The sequence below is a fragment of the Kitasatospora phosalacinea genome (assembly GCF_000716545.1).
Taxonomy (GTDB): domain Bacteria; phylum Actinomycetota; class Actinomycetes; order Streptomycetales; family Streptomycetaceae; genus Kitasatospora; species Kitasatospora phosalacinea.
The window spans coordinates 37,095-52,581 of sequence record NZ_JNWZ01000006.1 but is presented as its reverse complement, the minus strand read 5'-3'; the positions used below and the strand labels follow the sequence as shown (position 1 = coordinate 52,581).

The following is a 15,487-nucleotide window of genomic DNA, read 5'->3' as shown; positions in this document are numbered from 1 at the left end:
GGCGCGGCTCAGAGGTGGATGCCGCACTCGGTCTTGCCGGAGCCCGCCCAGCGGCCGGCCCGGCCCTCCTGGCCCTCGCCGGGCTTGGCGGTGCAGGACAGCGGCGAGCAGCCGATCGAGGTGTAGCCCTCCCACAGCAGCGGGTTCAGCAGCACCCCGTTGGCCTGGACGTACGCGTCGACGTCGTCCTGCGTCCAGCGGGCGATCGGGGCGATCTTCACCTTGCGGCGCTTGGCGTCCCAGGCCACCACGGGGGTGTCGGCGCGGGACGGCGACTCGTCGCGGCGCAGGCCGGTCGCCCAGGCGTCGTACGCGCCCAGGCCCCGGTTCAGCGGCTCGACCTTGCGCAGCGAGCAGCACAGGTCCGGGTCGCGGTCGTGCAGGTCGGGCCCGTACCGGGCGTCCTGCTCGGCCACGGTGAGCTTCGGGGTCAGCGTGATCACGTTGACCGGCATGGTCGCGGCGACCGCGTCCCGGGTGCCGATGGTCTCCGGGAAGTGGTAACCGGTGTCCAGGAAGACCACGTCCACGCCGGGCAGGGCGGTGGAGGCCAGGTGGGCGACCACCGCGTCCTCCATCGAGGACGTCACGCAGAAGCGCTTGCCGAAGGTGTCGGCGGCCCAGCGCAGGACTTCCTGCGCGGTGGCCTCCTCCAGCTCGCGGCCGGCCCGGACGGCTATCGCCTCGTAGTCAGTCGCGGTCGTCATGTCCGTTACCCCCGTGGTTCGTCGACAGCAGTCCGAGGAACTTCAACTGGAAGCCCCGGCGGCACGCCCGGCATTCCCACGCGCCGTGGCCGCCCTCGGACGGGCGCAGGTCCTCGTCCCCGCAGTACGGGCAGTAGAAGGGCGCGGCGCGCTCGCTCACGACAGCTGCTCCTCGGTGGCCCGGACCGTCCACTGGGCGAACCGCTCGCCGTCCTGGCGGTCGGCCTGGTAGCGCGTCAGCAGGCGCTCGACGTAGTCGGGCAGTTCGGCGCTGGTGACCTTCAGGCCGCGGATCTTGCGGCCGAAGCCGGCGTCCAGGCCCAGGGCGCCGCCCAGGTGCACCTGGAAGCCCTCGACCTGCTCGCCGTTCGCGTCGGTGACCAGCTGGCCCTTGAGGCCGATGTCGGCGGTCTGGATGCGGGCGCAGGCGTTCGGGCAGCCGTTGATGTTGATGCTCAGCGGCTCGTCGAACTCCGGGAGGCGGCGCTCCAGTTCGTCGATCAGGGTGCGGCCGCGCTCCTTGGTGTCGACGATCGCCAGCTTGCAGTACTCGATGCCGGTGCAGGCCATCGTGCCGCGGCGGAACGGGGTGGGCGCGACCCGCAGGTCCAGCGCCTCCAGGCCGGCCACCAGGGACTCCACCTTGTCCTCGGCGACGTCGAGCACGATCATCTTCTGCTCGACGGTGGTGGCGAGGCGGTCCGAGCCGTGCTCGGCGGCCAGGTCGGCGATCTGCGAGAGCAGCTTGCCGCTGGCGCGGCCGACCCGCGGCGCGAAGCCGACGTAGTAGTTGCCGTCCTTCTGCCGGTGCACGCCGACGTGGTCGCGCCAGCGGTCGCTGGGCTCCTGCGGGCCGGGGCCGTCGGCGAGTTCGCGCTTCAGGTACTCGTCCTGGAGGACCTGGCGGAACTTCTCCGGGCCCCAGTCGGCGACCAGGAACTTCAACCGGGCGCGGTTGCGCAGGCGGCGGTAGCCGTAGTCGCGGAAGATGCCGACCACGCCCGCCCAGACGTCCGGGACGTCCTCCAGCGGGACCCAGGCGCCGAGCCGGACGCCCAGCTTCGGGTTGGTGGACAGGCCGCCGCCGACCCACAGGTCGAAGCCCGGGCCGTGCTCGGGGTGGACCACGCCGACGAAGGCGACGTCGTTGATCTCGTGCACCACGTCCAGCAGCGGGGAGCCGGAGATCGCGGTCTTGAACTTGCGCGGCAGGTTGGAGAATTCCTTGTTGCCGATGTAGCGGCGGTGGATCTCGTCGATCGCCCAGCTGCCGTCGATGATCTCGTCCTCGGCGATGCCCGCGACGGGGGAGCCGATCACCACGCGCGGGCAGTCGCCGCACGCCTCGGTGGTGGACAGGCCGACGGCCTCCAGCTTCTGCCAGATCGCCGGGACGTCCTCGATCCGCACCCAGTGGTACTGGACGTTCTGCCGGTCCGTCAGGTCGGCGGTGCCGCGGGCGTACTGCTCGGAGACCTCGCCGACCGCCTTCAGCTGGGCCACCGTCAACTGGCCGCCGTCGACGCGCACCCGCATCATGAAGAACTCGTCCTCGAGCTCGTGCGGCTCCAGGACGGCGGTCTTGCCGCCCTCGATGCCCTGCTTGCGCTGGGTGTACAGGCCCCACCAGCGCATCCGGCCGCGCAGGTCGTTCGGGTCGATCGAGTCGAAGCCCCGGTGCGCGTAGATCGTCTCAATGCGTGTCCGCACGTTGAGACCGTCGTCGTCCTTCTTGAACTGCTCGTTGCCGTTGAGGGGGGTGAAGTGCCCCATGCCCCACTGACCCTCGCCGCGGTGGCGGGTCACCTTGCGGGCGGCGGGGCGGGCCGCCGGGGCGGCGCCGTCCTGAGGCTCGACCGTTTCGGGAGTGCGGGCCATGGTGTCAGTCCTTTGAGCGGCTTGGCAGGTGCGAGGGTGCTGGCGGTCCCCGGACGCGCCCCGCTCCCACCTGCGGTGTCCCGCGCAGGCGGAGGGAGGGGGTGACGCTGGGCCGGGCGAGGTCTTGCGCACATCCGCGACGGCGGGGATGGCGCCGTGCGGTGCGGCGTACGGAGGGCTCAGGTCACCGGACAGATGGCGCTGGACACGCGAAGGAGGTCGACGTGGAGTCGGCCAACTAGGGTGGTTCCGGCGCTAGACATGGCAAGAGATTCGCACGGCGAGCGACTCGCGGTCCACTAACGTCCGCATCCTGGACCAGAACGTTCCGAATGTTGGGACGAAGCCCGGTGCGGCGCTGTTCGGGGCCCGACCGGACGCCGGTGCGGGGCGGTGGCGCGCGGGTCGTCCGACCCGGGCCGATACCGTAGGGGCGTGCAAGGAGCAGGCAGTACCCCCCATCCGGCCCAAGGACCCGGGCCGGCCGGCGACCGGGCCTCCCGCCGCCGCGGCGGACGGCGCCGCGCCGCCAAGCGAACCACCTGGTACGGCACCGCCTGGGCGCTGGTGAAGGACACCACCAACACCTGCGTCGAGTACCGGGTCACCGGACTCGCCGCCGAGGCGGCCTTCTTCACGCTGCTGTCCATCCCGCCGCTGCTGCTCTGCCTGGCCGGCACCCTCGGCTACCTCGACGACATCCTCGGCGCCGGGACGATCGACAAGCTCAAGAACGACATCGTCTCAGCAGCTGGGACGGTGCTCTCACAGAGCTCCATCGACGAGATCGTCCATCCCCTGCTGCAGGACGTCTTCGACAGCGCCAGGCCCGACCTGATCTCGATCGGCTTCCTGCTCTCGCTCTGGTCCGGATCCCGGGCGCTGTACATCTTCATCGACACCATCACCGTCATGTACGGCCTCGACGGCAAGCGCGGCCTGGTCAAGACCCGGCTGATGTCGCTCGGCCTCTACCTCGGCGCCCTGGTCATCGGCTCCCTGGTGCTGCCGCTGCTGGTCGCCGGGCCGGGACTGCTGATCGGCACCTTCCAGAGCTGGGCCGGGGTGATCACCGCCCTGTACTGGCCGGCCGCGATCATCCTGCTGGTCGTCTCCCTCACCACCCTCTACCACGTGGCCGTCCCGGTCTCCACGCCCTGGCGCGAGGACATCCCCGGCGCGCTGGTCGCCCTGCTGGTCCTGGTGGTCTGCAGCGTCGCCCTGCGGCTCTACCTGGTCAGCTCGGTCGAGGGCCACTCCGTGTACGGCTCGCTCGCCGCGCCCGTCGCCGTGCTGCTGTGGATCTTCGTGGTGGCGCTGGCGGTGCTCATCGGCGCCGCCATGAACGCCGCCATAGACCGCCGCTGGCCCACCGTCGAGACCGCCGACGCGCGCGCCGAGAACGAGCGCATCGCCGAGGACGCCGCCGTCCAGCGCGGCCGCGAGGCGGCCGCCCGCCGCGCCGTCGAACGCGCCGAACGCGCCCGCCAGTTCGGCCTCGCGGACGGCCACGACGAGGACCTCTTCGACGAGGACGACGACCGGCCCGCCCCCAGCGAGTACCCCGAGCGCTGGGCCGGCTTCCTGCCGCCCCGCGACGTCCGGCGCCGGATCACCAGCCGGATCGGCGCCGAGCGGCGCCGCCGCCCGGGCCGGTGAGCCAGGGGCGGTGACCGGTGGTGGGTGACCGCCCTGGTGGGCGGGCCCCGAGGAGTGGCCGGAAATTCGGTGGCGCGGGCGGCGGGCGGCCACTAGCGTGGCGTCCGCCGATCGAGGGCACCCCGGGCGGGGTGCGCGAGGCGCGTCCGGAGAGGAAGGAGGTGAGGGCCGTGAGTTCCGTTCACGCAGGTGTTTCCCCCTGTGCTGTTCAGCAGTCCACCGAGTCCACCACCCCCTGGCTCCCGGTCCGCCGACTTCCGGTGTCGCCCACGCGCTGACGCCGTCCGGCCGGGGCCGCCCGTTCCCTCGAAGGGTCCCCGTTGATCACCGTGCACGACCCCACCAGCACGTCCGCCCCCGGCACGTCCGCCCCCGCTCCCGCCCATCCCCTCGCCGGGCTCGGCTGGACGGACGGGCGGGCCGCCGAGTTCACCCACCACGCCGAGGCCGGTCTGATCCCCGGGCGGATCGTCCGGATGGACCGCGGCAGTTGCGAGGTGCTGCTCGTCGACCCGGAGACCGGGCGGGCCGCCGTCCGGCGCGCCGCCACCCGCCCGGTCATGACCGCCGACACCGCGCACAACCCGTGCACCGGGGACTGGGTCGCCTACGACCCCGCCGCCCGGCCCGCACCCGCCCTCGCGGCGGTGCTGCCCCGCACCACCGCGATCATCCGCAAGGGCGCCCACAAGCGCTCCGAGGGCCAGGTCCTGGCCGCCAACGTCGACACCGTACTGATCGCCGTCTCGCTCGCCGCGGAACCCGATCCCGGCCGGATCGAGCGCCTGCTCGCCCTCGCCTGGGAGTCCGGGGCCGAACCGCTGATCGTCCTGACCAAGTCCGACCTGGTCCACGACGGCGACTTCGTCCGGGCGGACGTGGAGTCGATCGCACCCGGTGTCACCGTCCTGAAGGTCAGCGCCGAGACCGGTGAGGGGATGGACGAGCTGCGCGCCCGGGCCACCGGCTCCTGCGCCCTGATCGGCCAGTCCGGCGCCGGCAAGTCCACCCTCGCCAACGCGCTCACCGGGACGGCCGCCATGACGGTCCAACAGGTCCGCTCCACCGACGAGAAGGGCCGCCACACCACCACCGTCCGCGAGCTCGTCCCGCTGCCCGGCGGCGGCGCCGTCATCGACACCCCCGGCCTGCGCGGCGTCGGCCTGTTCGGCGGCGAGGGCATCGACCAGGCCTTCGCCGACATCAGCGCCGTCGCCGCCGACTGCCGGTACGCCGACTGCTCCCACCGCACCGAACCGCGCTGCGCCGTGCGCGCCGCCCTCGCCGACGGCACCCTGCCCGAGCGCCGCTGGGAGAGCTACCTCAAGCTCCAGCGCGAGAACGACTGGATCGCTGCCCGCACCGACGCCCGCCTGCGCGCCGAACGCGCCCGCCACCGCAAGAACCTCACCAAGGCGGCCCGCTCGTACCCCAAGCCCTGACGCCCCGCGGCCTCCCGGGCGCACCGACGGCCCGTGCCCGGCCCCGCGGGGGGCGGTCGGACACGGGCCGTTCCGGTACAGGGGGAGCGGCGGTCAGAAGGGGAACCACCCGAAGGGGAACCAGGTGCCGCACTCGGCGGACGTGTCCGGGCGTACGGAGTTCTTGTTCATGCGCACTCCAGTTCGTCGACGCGGTGAATCGTGTTCGCACGCCATCCACGGCGGAATGCCGCCACCAGAGGAATCCCGGGATCCGATTCGGTGGGATCCGTCGCGACGGGGGAGGGGCCGGTCCGGCGCGCGCGGCCGCCCGTCACGGCGATGTCCGATTCCCGCCAGTCGGTGTCCCGGGGATCACGCAGACTGGAAGGCGTGATCGACGACGAGACCAGATACCGGGCCGTGGACAGCCGGGACGCCCGCTTCGACGGGGTGTTCTTCACGGCGGTGCGGACCACCGGCATCTACTGCCGTCCGAGCTGCCCGGCCACCACCCCCAAGCGCACCAACTGCACCTTCTACCCCACCGCGGCCGCCGCCCAGGGCGCCGGCTACCGGGCCTGCCGGCGCTGCCGGCCGGACTCCGTGCCCGGCTCGCCCGAGTGGAACCACCGGGCCGACCTGGTCGGCCGCGCGATGCGGCTGATCGGCGACGGCGTGGTCGACCGGGAGGGCGTCGCCGGGCTGGCCTCCCGCCTCGGCTACAGCTCCCGGCAGCTCCAGCGGCAGCTGACCGCCGAACTCGGCGCCGGCCCGCTCGCCCTGGCCCGCGCGCAGCGCGCCCAGACCGCCCGGCTGCTCCTGCAGACCACCGAACTCCCGGTCACCGACGTGGCGTTCGCGGCCGGCTTCGCCTCCGTGCGGCAGTTCAACGACACCATCCGCGAGGTGTACGACCGCACCCCGTCCGCGCTGCGCACCGAGCACGGCGGCCACCGCCGCGACCCCGCCGCCGGCGGCACGCTCGGCCTGCGGCTGGCCTACCGGGGCGCCGTCGACACCGGCCACCTGCTCGACTTCCTCGCCCTGCGGGCCGTCCCCGGCGTCGAGGAGGTCGTCCCCGGCCGGCGCCCCGGCACCCGCACCTACCGGCGCACGCTGGCCCTCCCGTACGGGCACGGCCTGGCCGAGGTCGACGGGCTCGCTCCCGGCGACCGCCCGGACCGGGGCTGGCTGGACTGCCGGCTGACCCTCACCGACCTGCGCGACCTGACCACCGCCGTGCACCGGCTGCGCGCCCTGTTCGACCTGGACGCCGACCCGGACGCGGTGGACGCCCGCCTCGCCGAGGACCCGCTGCTGGCCCCGCTCGTCGCCGCCCGGCCCGGGCTGCGCTCGCCCGGCCACGTCGACCCGCACGAACTCGCCGTCCGCGCCGTGCTCGGCCAGCAGGTCACCGTGGCCGCCGCCCGCACCCTGGCCGGCCGGCTCGCCGAACGCTACGGCGCCGCGCTGCCCGCCGCCGACGGCGGACTGCGCCTGCTGTTCCCCACCGCCGCCGCGCTGGCCGCCGCCGACCCCGAACACCTGGCCATGCCGCAGGCCCGCCGCCGCGCCCTGCTCGGCCTGTGCGCGGCGCTCGCCGACGGCACCGTCCGGCTCGACCCCGGCGTGGACCGCGAACAGGCCGCCGCCGCACTGCTCGTCCTCCCCGGCATCGGCCCGTGGACGGTCGGCTACCTGCGGATGCGCGCCCTGGCCGACCCGGACGTGTTCCTCCCCACCGACATCGGCGTCCGCGACGGCCTGCGCGCCCTCGGCGAGGCGGGCGACCCGCGCGCCGCCGCCGAACGCTCCGCCCGCTGGGCGCCCTGGCGCTCCTACGCCCTGCACCACCTGTGGTCGGCCGCCGCCGCCCACCACGGTGCCACCAAGACCCGCACCGCACCCAAGGACCAGCCATGACCGCCACCGCACCGGCCACCACCGTGTTCACCACCATGGACAGCCCGCTCGGCACCCTGCTGCTCAGCGGCGCCGTCGACTTCGCCGGCGCCTTCGCGCTGAGCGCCGTCACCGCCCCCGGCCAGAAGGGCGCGCTCGCCGAACCCGCCGCCCACTGGCGCCCCGACGCCGACGCCCTCGCCCCCGCCGTCGAACAGCTCACCGCGTACTTCGCGGGCGAGCGCACCACCTTCGACCTGCCGCTCGCCCCCGTCGGCACGCCCTTCCGGCAGCAGGTCTGGGGCGCCCTCGACGACATCCCGTACGGCACCACCCTCACCTACGGCCAACTCGCCGACGCCGCGGGCCAGCCGCCGAACGCGGTGCGCGCCGTCGGCGGCGCGGTCGGCGCCAACCCGCTGCTGATCGTCCGCCCCTGCCACCGGGTGATGGGCGCCAACGGCAGCCTCACCGGCTTCGCCGCCGGCATCGACGCCAAGCGCTGGCTGCTGGCGCACGAGAGCGGCGGCCGGCTGTTCTGAGATCCGTGACGTCAAGGGCCCCGGTGCGTCGGGCTCCGACGCGCCGGGGCCCGACGTCGCGCCGCTCTCAGCGGGCCGGGTCGGTGCCCGCCAGGGAGTGGGCGAGCAGGTCGAGGCCGGGCAGGGCGCGCATGACCGCCTCCCGGTCGGCGGGGGAGAGGCCGGCCAGGGCGGCGGCGAGGCGGCGCTCGTGGGCGCTGCGCCAGTCGCGCAGTTGCTGGTGGCCGGCTTCGGTGAGGGCGATCCGGGCGGTGCGGCGGTCGCCCGGGTCGGGCTGGCGGTCGACCAGGCCGGCGTCCAGCAGCTTGGAGATCAGGCCGCTGACGGTGTTGGGGGCCAGCCGCTGACGGGCGGCCAGTTCGCCGACCCGCAGCGGGGAGGCGGCGAGCGTCTGGAGCAGTTCGACCTGGGCCATCGGCAGGGCCTCCCAGGGGAATTCGGAGCGGATCGAGCTCCGCAGCGCCCGGCGCAGCCGGGTGATCACGTCGGTGAGCTGCTGCGCCCCGGCGAGCGCGTCGGCAGCCGCCGCCTCGGCGCCGGGCGGGTTCGGGGCGGGCTGGGGCTGCGAAGACATGCCGGACAGCGTAGCGCCCGGCAACCGGCGGGCTGCCGGGCGTCCGTCCGCCGGTCGGCCGCGGCGGCGCGCCGTCCGGCCCGAGGCAACGGGGTGCGGGCGGCGGGGTGCGGGCCGCTGGGGCGCGGGCTGCGAGGGTGCGGGCTGCCGGGGCGGGGCGGCCGATCGATTGCTCGGGACTGGAAACACTCCTTGAACGATTATGTCGCAAGCAGATATGTTCGGCGCATGGCTGAACCCGTGGCCGCCTCCCGGCTGCTCGACACCCTGCAACTCGCCGAACGCCCCCGCCCCCGTGCCGTCGCCCGCTGGCCGCACGCGCACTGGCTGGCCGTCGGCACCGTCTGCCTGGGCGCGTTCCTCGGCCAGCTCACCGCCAGCGTCACCTCGCTGGTCTTCCCCGCCCTGGAAGCCCACTTCGACGCCTCCTTCGCCGCCGTCGAATGGGTCTCGCTGGCGTACCTGCTGGTGCTGGTCGCCCTGCTCGCCCCGGTCGGACGGCTGTCCGACCTGGTCGGCCGCAAGACCGTGTACCTGGGCGGGTTCGCGGTGTTCGCGGCCGCCTCGCTCGGCGCCGGACTGGCCGGGAACCTGGGCGTGCTGATCGCCTGCCGGGCCGTGCAGGCCGTCGGCGGCGCGATGATGCAGGCCAACAGCGTCGCCCTGGTCGCCCGCGGCGTGCCCGAGCGGGCGATGCGCACCGCGCTCGGCGTGCAGGCCGCCGCCCAGGCGCTCGGCCTGGCGCTCGGTCCGACCCTCGGCGGGCTGCTGGTCGCGCACGCCTCCTGGCGCTGGGCGTTCTGGATCAACGTGCCGATCGGCGTGCTGGGCATGCTGGCCGGCTGGTTCCTGCTGCCGCGCACCTTCCCCGACGGCCGCTGCCCGGCCCGCGCCGACCGCGAGGGCCGCTTCGACCTGGCCGGACTGCTGCTGCTGGCCGCGTCCTCCACCGCGCTGCTGCTCGCGCTGTCCGCCGCCTCCGGCCTGCCGCTGCCCGGCTGGGCGGTCGCCGCGCTGCTCGCCGCGGCCGCCGCCGGCACGCTCGCCCTGACCCGGCGGGAACGCCGCGCCGACCGCCCGATCATCCCGCCCGGACTGGTCAACACCCCCGGCATCCGGGCCGGTCTGCTGGTCGCGCTGACCGGTTACCTGCTGCTGTTCTGCCCGCTCGTACTGGAACCCGTCGTCCTCGCCGGACGCGGCACCGCCGCCACCGCCGCAGGTGCCGCGATCACCGCGCTGCCCGCCGCGTTCGCCCTCGCCGCCACCGCCGGCGGCGCCCTGCTGCCCCGCCGCTGGAGCGACGCCGCCCGCTGCCGCTGCGGCGCGCTCACCGCCGCCGCCGGACTCCTCGTCCTCGCCGCCCTCCCCGACCCCGGCCCCTGGACGACCGCCGCGCCGCTGCTGCTCACCGGCTACGGCCTCGGACTGCTGCTGCCCGCCAACAACGCCCTGGTGATGCGGGCGATCCCCGCGCAGAGTTCGGCCGTCGGCGGCGGACTGGTCAACATGGTGCGCAGCCTGGGCACCGCGCTCGGCACCGCCCTGCCGGTGCTGGCCGTCCACCAAGCCGGGGCGGCCGCGGGCGGCCGGGCCGTCCCGCTGCTGCTCGCGGCGGTCGCCGTGCTGGCCGCCCGGCTCTGCGAGGGCTGAGCGGCGCGGGGGAGCGGGGAGCGGGGAGCGGGGAAACGGAGAAACGGGGGAGCGCGCGAACGCCCGAGGGCGCCCTCCGGTGGTCGGGGGCGCCCTCGGGGCGTCGTGGCGTGGCGGTGCGGACGGTGCGACGGTGCGTCAGGGAGCGGGCTGGGCGCCGCGCTCGCCGAGCATGTCGGTCATCAGCTGGATCTCGGCGTGCTGCGCGTCGACCATGCCCTGGGCGAGCCGCTTCTCCGGGGCGTTCGTCCCCGCGTCCACGTACGCCTGGGCCATCTCCGCGCCCGCCTGGTGGTGCTTGATCATCAGCTGCAGGTAGTACACCTCGGCGTCCCGGCCGCTGAGCGAACGGAGCTTGTCCAGCTCGGTGTTGGTCGCCATGCCGGGCATCAGAGAGCCGTCGTGCGCCTCGTAGGTGTGCCCCATCCAGGCCATCGGCTTGGCGGTGGTGTTCTGCGACAGGCCCCACTGGTCGAGGAAGCCCATCAGCATGCCGCGCTGGTTGGCCTGGGTGTTGATGATGTCGAACGCGAGGCCGCGCACCGCCTCGTCCTGGGTGCGGTCCCGGACGATGAACGACATGTCGATGGCCTGCTGGTGGTGCATCGCCATGTCGCGGGCGAACCCGGCGTCCGCCGAACCGGTGGCCGGGGCCGCCGAGGCGGTGGCCGCCGAACTGCCGGACGCGGGCGTGCCGCCCGAGACCAGCGCCGGAACGCCGAGCCCGAGCGCCACCACGGCCGCCAGCGCGGCGGGCCACCAGAACGCCCGCCGCCCGCGCCGGGCGGCCGGCTGCCCCGGCTCGTCCGCCCCGGGCTCCTCGTACTCCTCGTCCGGCTCGCCGGCGGCGGGGGCCGCGGTCACATCTGCCCCGAGCTGCAGCTGGCACCCTGTTCGAGGGTCTGCGGGCCCTGCACGAACTTGGCGAAGAAGGTCTCCACCCGCGGGTCGCTGGCGGAGTCCACCACCAGCTGGTTGCTCCACGCGGTCAGCGTGATGGTGCCCTGCTCGTCCGGGTACGGGCTCATCAGGCTGTACGGGGTGGCCTTGACCTTGTCGCTGAGGGCCTTGATGTCCTCGGGGGTGGCCTTGCCGTTGTAGGTGACCCAGACCGCGCCGTGCTCCAGCGAGTGCACCGCGTTCTCGTTCTTGATCGGCTTGTCGTAGACGTTGCCCATGCAGGTCTGCCAGACCGGGTTGTGGTCGCCGCCGACCGGCGGGGTCTGCGGGTACTTCACCTCGGTCTGGACGTGGTTCTGGGTGAGCTTGCCGAAGGTCTGCAGGCCCGGGATGTCGGCCTTCGCGGCGTCGTCCTTGACCTTCTGCGCGGCGTCGGCCGAGGCCTGCGCGGCCGCCTTCTTCTCGTCGTTCTTGTGCTTGGCGTCCAGCGCCAGCCAGGTGCCGCCGCCGATCATGGCGAGCACCAGGGCGGACGAGATGCCGATGGTGAGGATCTTGTTGCGGCGCTCGCGGCGCTGCTCGACGGCGCGCAGCTCGGCGATCCGGGCCCGGCGGTCGGCCTGCTGGGCGGACTTGCTGCCCGGCTTGGGCTGCTTGCCGGTGGGGTCGGACTGCTTCGAGGCGGAACCCATGGATGTCTTCCTTGTCCCCGCCGTGACGAGCACGGCGGTCTGCGGTGTGGTGGGGGCAGCGGAGCCGACGACCTCCCCGCTCGGCGGGGCGCAGGTCGGCGGTGGGTTCCGCTCAGGACCGGTGAACCTGCAGGACGTGCAGGTCGGGCGCGTGGTGCGACCCCGTCGGGACGGCGCGGGCCGAGGCGGCGGGCGTCACCGGCGGGGCGACCAACTGCGGTCGGTCGGCCGTGCCGGGCTGCGGGGGCGCGTTCGGCAGGTGCGACTCGGGGCCGCAGAAGGGATGACTGGAGCAGCCGTGGCCGGGCACCGGGCCCGGGCCCTCGGCGGCGCACAGGATGAGTTCCGCACCGGGGACGTCCGCGGCCACCGGCAGGCGGTGCGACGGCGCCGGCGTCCCCGCGACCGTCCGCACCGCGACGGCCGGGCGGGCGGCCGTACCGGCGGCCGTACCGGCGGTCGGTTCGGTGACCGATTCGGTGACCGGCTCGGTGGCCCTTCCCGGGGTCGTTCCGGCGGGGGCCTGGCCCGGACCCGGACGCGCGGACGCGCCGTGCGACTCGTGGCCGGGGGCGGGGGCCGGGGGGTTCAGGGTCCGGGCGCTCGCCGCGCACGGCAGCAGCGCGAGCAGCGCGGCCAGCAGCAGGGACCACAGCACCGCCACCGGACGGATCACCGCGAATGCGGGTCCTCCGGGGCGGGTACGAGATCCTGGCGCGGCCATGCGCACATATTAATCAGCCGATCGGGTGAAGCGGTGCCCCCCTTGGGCTCTCATTTTCCGGCCGAACGCCCTTCATCCCCGTCCCCGAGCGAGCGGTTCGGACCCGTCCGAACCGCTCCCGTCCCCTCGCACACCCCCGGTGGCCGGAACCCTTCCCGGGCGTCCGTGCGATGTTCCGAATCCCGGACACCGTCGTCGTCCTTCGGAAGAATGGCGTGACGTCCGGCCCCCTCACGGATCAGGAGCGGTCAGTTGAACGAGCAGGGCGCACCCGGGCAGCCCCGTCCCGACGACACCTGGTGGCACACCGTCTACGCGGGCCCCGCCGACACCCTGCCCGACACCCCCGCCGCGAAGACCGACACCGGAACCGTCGACGACTGGTTCACCACCGCCGCCGGACTCATCGCCCCGCAGCGCCATCCCCCGCAGGACGCCGGGCCCGTGGCGGGAGGGGCCCGGACCGTGGTGTGGGCGCAGGAGGCGGAGCCCGCGCCGGCCGAGGAGGAACCGCCGATCGAGCCCTCGCCGCGCAGCTGGGCGGAGGCCGCCTGGCCCGATCTTTCGAAAGAGCCGGCCGAGGAGGCGCCTGAGGAGCAGGTCGGGCAGCAGGCCGGGGAGCCGGCCGGAACGGCCGAGGACGCAGGGGCACGGGTGCCACCGATGCCGTCGGTGCCACCGGTGCCACCGGCGGTACCGGTCGCGGGGCCGACTCCGACGCTGACGGACTTCCCGGCGGCCGAGCCGGAGCCCGTACAGGCCCCGAAGCCCGCGTCCGCGTCCGCGTCCGAGCCTGCGCCCGCGCCCGAGCCTGCGCCCGCGCCCGAGCCTGCGCCCGCGCCCGAGCCCGCGCCTCTGGAGGCGTCGGCGCCCGCGCCCGGGCAGACGGTGGCGGACCGCCCGCAGCCCGAGCGGGCCGCGCCCTGGCTGGGGCGCCCGCAGGCACCCGCCGTGCCGCACGTGGGGGAGCGGCCGCCGACGTACGAGCCCGAGCCGACCGCGCTGGCCGCCGCCGACCCGGCCGGGCTGGCCGCCGTGGTGCCCGACACCGCCATCGACGGCGCCCGGTTCGCGGGGACGACGCTGCGGGCGGTGTCCGTCCGTGGCGACTCGGCCCGCTACCGGGGCGAGCCGCGCACCGACGCGCTGCTCACCGTCCGGTTCGGCGAGGGCGAGGAGGCGCTCGTCCTGGCCGTGCTGGCCGCGCCCGCCCGCCGGGCCAACGCCCAGTGGGGGTCGGCCGCGGCCGCCGAGGCGGCCCGGCAGTTGGCCGCCGCGATCGGCCGCAGCCGGGCCGAGCTCGCCGCCGACCTGCGGGCCGGGGCCCGGGACCGGCTGCGCTACGGCCTCCAGCGGATCGCCCTGCGGGCCGCCGCGCAGTTGCGCAGCGCCGCGGAGGAGGCCGCGCAGGACGGTGACGCGCCGTCCGGCCTGCCGCCCGAGGAGACGGCCTCGCTGCACTGCCTGCTGATGTCCGCGGACCCGGCCGCGACCCACCGCGCCGCGTTCGGCACCGGCCCCGGCGGGCTCTACCTGCTGCGCTCGGGCCACTGGATCGACGCCTACGCGGCCCGTCTCCTCCACCACCCCGACGGGCAGCCCCCGCTCCCCCCGGCCTCGATGCCCGCGCCCCGGCCGTTCCGCTTCCGCCTCGTCCCGGCCACCTCCGGCGACATCCTGCTGCTCTGCACCCCGGGCCTGGCCGCCCCGATCGCCGAGGAACCCGCGGTCGCCCACTTCCTCTCCAGCCACTGGGCCCACCCGCACCCGCCCGGCACCGTCGACTTCCTCCGCCAGATCCAGGTCCGCGCCAAGGGCTACGCGGACGACCGCACGGCGGCGGCGGTCTGGACGGAGTGAGCGGGGAGGTGCTCCGGGGCGGGGGACGGGCCCCGGGGCCGAGGGCACGCGCCAGCGGCGGACCGGCAGCGGAGCCGTACCCGCCGTCCTCCCCTCCTCACAGCCCCAGCAGGGCGTGCGCGGCGGACGTCGCGTGGGTGAGGGCGCCTTCGCGGGTGGTGTGGGGCAGGCCGATGGCGAGCGGGACGGCGAGGCCGTCGAGCAGGGCGCGCAGTTGGGTGGCGCGGGCGGCGGCGGGGGTGGCCGGGGGGAGGACGCCGGTGTCGCGGCCCTCGTCGAGGAGGGCGGTGAGGTCGTCCTGCCAGGGGGCCTCGATGTCGTGCTGGCCCTGGCGCAGGTCCGCGGTGCCGGGGGAGCGGCTCCACACCTCGATCCACAGGATCCAGCGCGGGTCGCCGGGCCCCTCCGGCAGGTACAGCTCCAGGTAGCGGGCGAGCCGTTCGAGGACGGGCGCCTCGCGGCGGGCGAGTTCGCGGCCGCGCCGCTCGCCGAGCTGGGCCTCGCTCCAGCGGAGGGTCTCCAGCAGGAGCTGGTCCTTGCTGCCGAAGTAGTAGAGGAGGTGGCCGGCGCTCATGCCGAGCTGTTCGCCGAGGCCGGCCATGGTGAGTCCGGCCAGGCCGTGTTCGGCGATCGCGGTGCGGGCGGCGGCGTAGACCTCTTCGCGGGGGCGCGCCGGCCGGCGGGTGCGGGGCTGCGCCATCCGTACTCCTCGGTGCGTCGACTGTTCCGGTCCAGTCTCCCGCACGGGGGTGGGACGGGGGTCACCAGCCGCCGTGCTCGCGGCTCCCGGCGCTCTCCGGCGGTGAGCCCGGCGCGGTGGGCCCGACGCGGTGGGCGCGGCGGAGCAGCTCGGCGGTGAGGCCGTCCGGGGTGTCCGCCCGGCGCCCGGGCCCGTGCTCCCGGGCGCGTTCGCGGCGGCCGTGCTCCCCTCGCACCGCTCCCCGGCGGGGTTCGCCCGGCCGGGGAGCGGGA

At 75.2% G+C, this 15,487-nt stretch carries 16 protein-coding genes; 6 read left to right on the top strand and 10 right to left on the bottom strand.

Features of this window, described 5'->3' with window-relative positions:
• Window positions 1–8: 8 nt before the first annotated feature.
• The 4 genes from OO48_RS04540 to OO48_RS40935 form a co-directional block, all read right to left on the bottom strand.
• On the bottom strand, window positions 9–707 hold the full coding sequence (locus OO48_RS04540) for a phosphoadenylyl-sulfate reductase (protein ID WP_033212974.1): 699 nt from the start codon (window positions 705–707) through the stop codon (window positions 9–11).
• On the bottom strand, window positions 691–867 hold the full coding sequence (locus OO48_RS38795) for a hypothetical protein (RefSeq protein ID WP_167346421.1): 177 nt from the start codon (window positions 865–867) through the stop codon (window positions 691–693). The genes OO48_RS04540 and OO48_RS38795 overlap by 17 nt, the downstream gene beginning before the upstream one ends.
• A complete protein-coding gene (locus tag OO48_RS04535; protein WP_051731731.1) occupies window positions 864–2,585 on the bottom strand; it encodes a nitrite/sulfite reductase in 1,722 nt (573 codons plus the stop codon). Before OO48_RS04535 ends, OO48_RS38795 begins: the two co-directional genes overlap by 4 nt.
• Window positions 2,586–2,764: 179 nt before the next feature.
• Window positions 2,765–2,848: a putative leader peptide gene (locus tag OO48_RS40935; protein WP_318264789.1), complete on the bottom strand. Its 84-nt coding sequence runs from the start codon at window positions 2,846–2,848 to the stop codon at window positions 2,765–2,767.
• Between the two features lie 172 nt (window positions 2,849–3,020).
• Here OO48_RS40935 and OO48_RS04530 point away from each other — a divergent pair, with 172 nt between their 5' ends.
• From OO48_RS04530 to OO48_RS04515, 4 genes are all read left to right on the top strand, one after another.
• Complete coding sequence (locus OO48_RS04530; protein ID WP_051731730.1) at window positions 3,021–4,244, top strand: YihY/virulence factor BrkB family protein; 1,224 nt, start codon at window positions 3,021–3,023, stop codon at window positions 4,242–4,244.
• 329 nt (window positions 4,245–4,573) lie between these two features.
• Window positions 4,574–5,686 carry a ribosome small subunit-dependent GTPase A gene (gene rsgA / locus OO48_RS04525; protein ID WP_033213110.1) on the top strand — a complete coding sequence of 371 codons (1,113 nt, stop codon included), beginning with the start codon at window positions 4,574–4,576 and terminating at the stop codon, window positions 5,684–5,686.
• A 321-nt stretch (window positions 5,687–6,007) separates the two neighbouring features.
• Complete coding sequence (locus tag OO48_RS04520; protein WP_051731744.1) at window positions 6,008–7,591, top strand: DNA-3-methyladenine glycosylase 2 family protein; 1,584 nt, start codon at window positions 6,008–6,010, stop codon at window positions 7,589–7,591.
• Window positions 7,588–8,112 carry a methylated-DNA--[protein]-cysteine S-methyltransferase gene (locus tag OO48_RS04515; protein ID WP_033212973.1) on the top strand — a complete coding sequence of 175 codons (525 nt, stop codon included), beginning with the start codon at window positions 7,588–7,590 and terminating at the stop codon, window positions 8,110–8,112. The genes OO48_RS04520 and OO48_RS04515 overlap by 4 nt, the downstream gene beginning before the upstream one ends.
• A gap of 67 nt (window positions 8,113–8,179) precedes the next feature.
• Here the strand turns inward: OO48_RS04515 and OO48_RS04510 are convergent, their stop codons facing one another.
• Window positions 8,180–8,686 carry a MarR family winged helix-turn-helix transcriptional regulator gene (locus OO48_RS04510; RefSeq protein ID WP_033212972.1) on the bottom strand — a complete coding sequence of 169 codons (507 nt, stop codon included), beginning with the start codon at window positions 8,684–8,686 and terminating at the stop codon, window positions 8,180–8,182.
• Window positions 8,687–8,914: 228 nt separating this feature from the next.
• On the opposite strand from OO48_RS04510, the gene OO48_RS04505 reads away from it, so the two are divergent.
• Window positions 8,915–10,339, top strand: coding sequence for an MFS transporter (locus OO48_RS04505; RefSeq protein WP_051731729.1), 1,425 nt, complete (start codon window positions 8,915–8,917; stop codon window positions 10,337–10,339).
• Between the two features lie 138 nt (window positions 10,340–10,477).
• Here the strand turns inward: OO48_RS04505 and OO48_RS04500 are convergent, their stop codons facing one another.
• From OO48_RS04500 to OO48_RS04490, 3 genes are all read right to left on the bottom strand, one after another.
• Window positions 10,478–11,203 (bottom strand): DUF305 domain-containing protein, encoded by a 726-nt coding sequence (locus OO48_RS04500; protein WP_033212971.1) that lies wholly within the window; start codon window positions 11,201–11,203, stop codon window positions 10,478–10,480.
• A complete protein-coding gene (locus tag OO48_RS04495) occupies window positions 11,200–11,931 on the bottom strand; it encodes a thioredoxin-like domain-containing protein (RefSeq protein ID WP_033212970.1) in 732 nt (243 codons plus the stop codon). Before OO48_RS04495 ends, OO48_RS04500 begins: the two co-directional genes overlap by 4 nt.
• Window positions 11,932–12,043: 112 nt before the next feature.
• Entirely contained in the window at window positions 12,044–12,607 is a 564-nt protein-coding gene (locus OO48_RS04490) for a hypothetical protein (protein WP_033212969.1), read from the bottom strand.
• A gap of 300 nt (window positions 12,608–12,907) precedes the next feature.
• Between OO48_RS04490 and OO48_RS04485 the strand changes: the two genes are divergently transcribed.
• Entirely contained in the window at window positions 12,908–14,515 is a 1,608-nt protein-coding gene (locus tag OO48_RS04485) for a protein phosphatase 2C domain-containing protein (RefSeq protein ID WP_033212967.1), read from the top strand.
• A 97-nt stretch (window positions 14,516–14,612) separates the two neighbouring features.
• On the opposite strand, the gene OO48_RS04480 is transcribed toward OO48_RS04485, so the two are convergent.
• Together OO48_RS04480 and OO48_RS38060 are read right to left on the bottom strand one after the other, a co-directional pair.
• On the bottom strand, window positions 14,613–15,215 hold the full coding sequence (locus OO48_RS04480; protein ID WP_033212966.1) for a TetR/AcrR family transcriptional regulator: 603 nt from the start codon (window positions 15,213–15,215) through the stop codon (window positions 14,613–14,615).
• 61 nt (window positions 15,216–15,276) lie between these two features.
• A complete protein-coding gene (locus OO48_RS38060; protein WP_157845376.1) occupies window positions 15,277–15,450 on the bottom strand; it encodes a hypothetical protein in 174 nt (57 codons plus the stop codon).
• Window positions 15,451–15,487: the final 37 nt, after the last annotated feature.

Coding starts and splice junctions, on each gene's coding strand:
- OO48_RS04520 (WP_051731744.1), top strand. CDS start 6,008: ATGTCCGATTCCCGCCAGTCGGTGTCCCGGGGATCACGCAGACTGGAA.
- OO48_RS04515 (WP_033212973.1), top strand. CDS start 7,588: ATGACCGCCACCGCACCGGCCACCACCGTGTTCACCACCATGGACAGC.
- OO48_RS04480 (WP_033212966.1), bottom strand. CDS start 15,215: ATGGCGCAGCCCCGCACCCGCCGGCCGGCGCGCCCCCGCGAAGAGGTC.
- OO48_RS04535 (WP_051731731.1), bottom strand. CDS start 2,585: ATGGCCCGCACTCCCGAAACGGTCGAGCCTCAGGACGGCGCCGCCCCG.
- OO48_RS04495 (WP_033212970.1), bottom strand. CDS start 11,931: ATGGGTTCCGCCTCGAAGCAGTCCGACCCCACCGGCAAGCAGCCCAAG.
- OO48_RS04505 (WP_051731729.1), top strand. CDS start 8,915: ATGGCTGAACCCGTGGCCGCCTCCCGGCTGCTCGACACCCTGCAACTC.
- OO48_RS04510 (WP_033212972.1), bottom strand. CDS start 8,686: ATGTCTTCGCAGCCCCAGCCCGCCCCGAACCCGCCCGGCGCCGAGGCG.
- OO48_RS40935 (WP_318264789.1), bottom strand. CDS start 2,848: ATGTCTAGCGCCGGAACCACCCTAGTTGGCCGACTCCACGTCGACCTC.
- OO48_RS04540 (WP_033212974.1), bottom strand. CDS start 707: ATGACGACCGCGACTGACTACGAGGCGATAGCCGTCCGGGCCGGCCGC.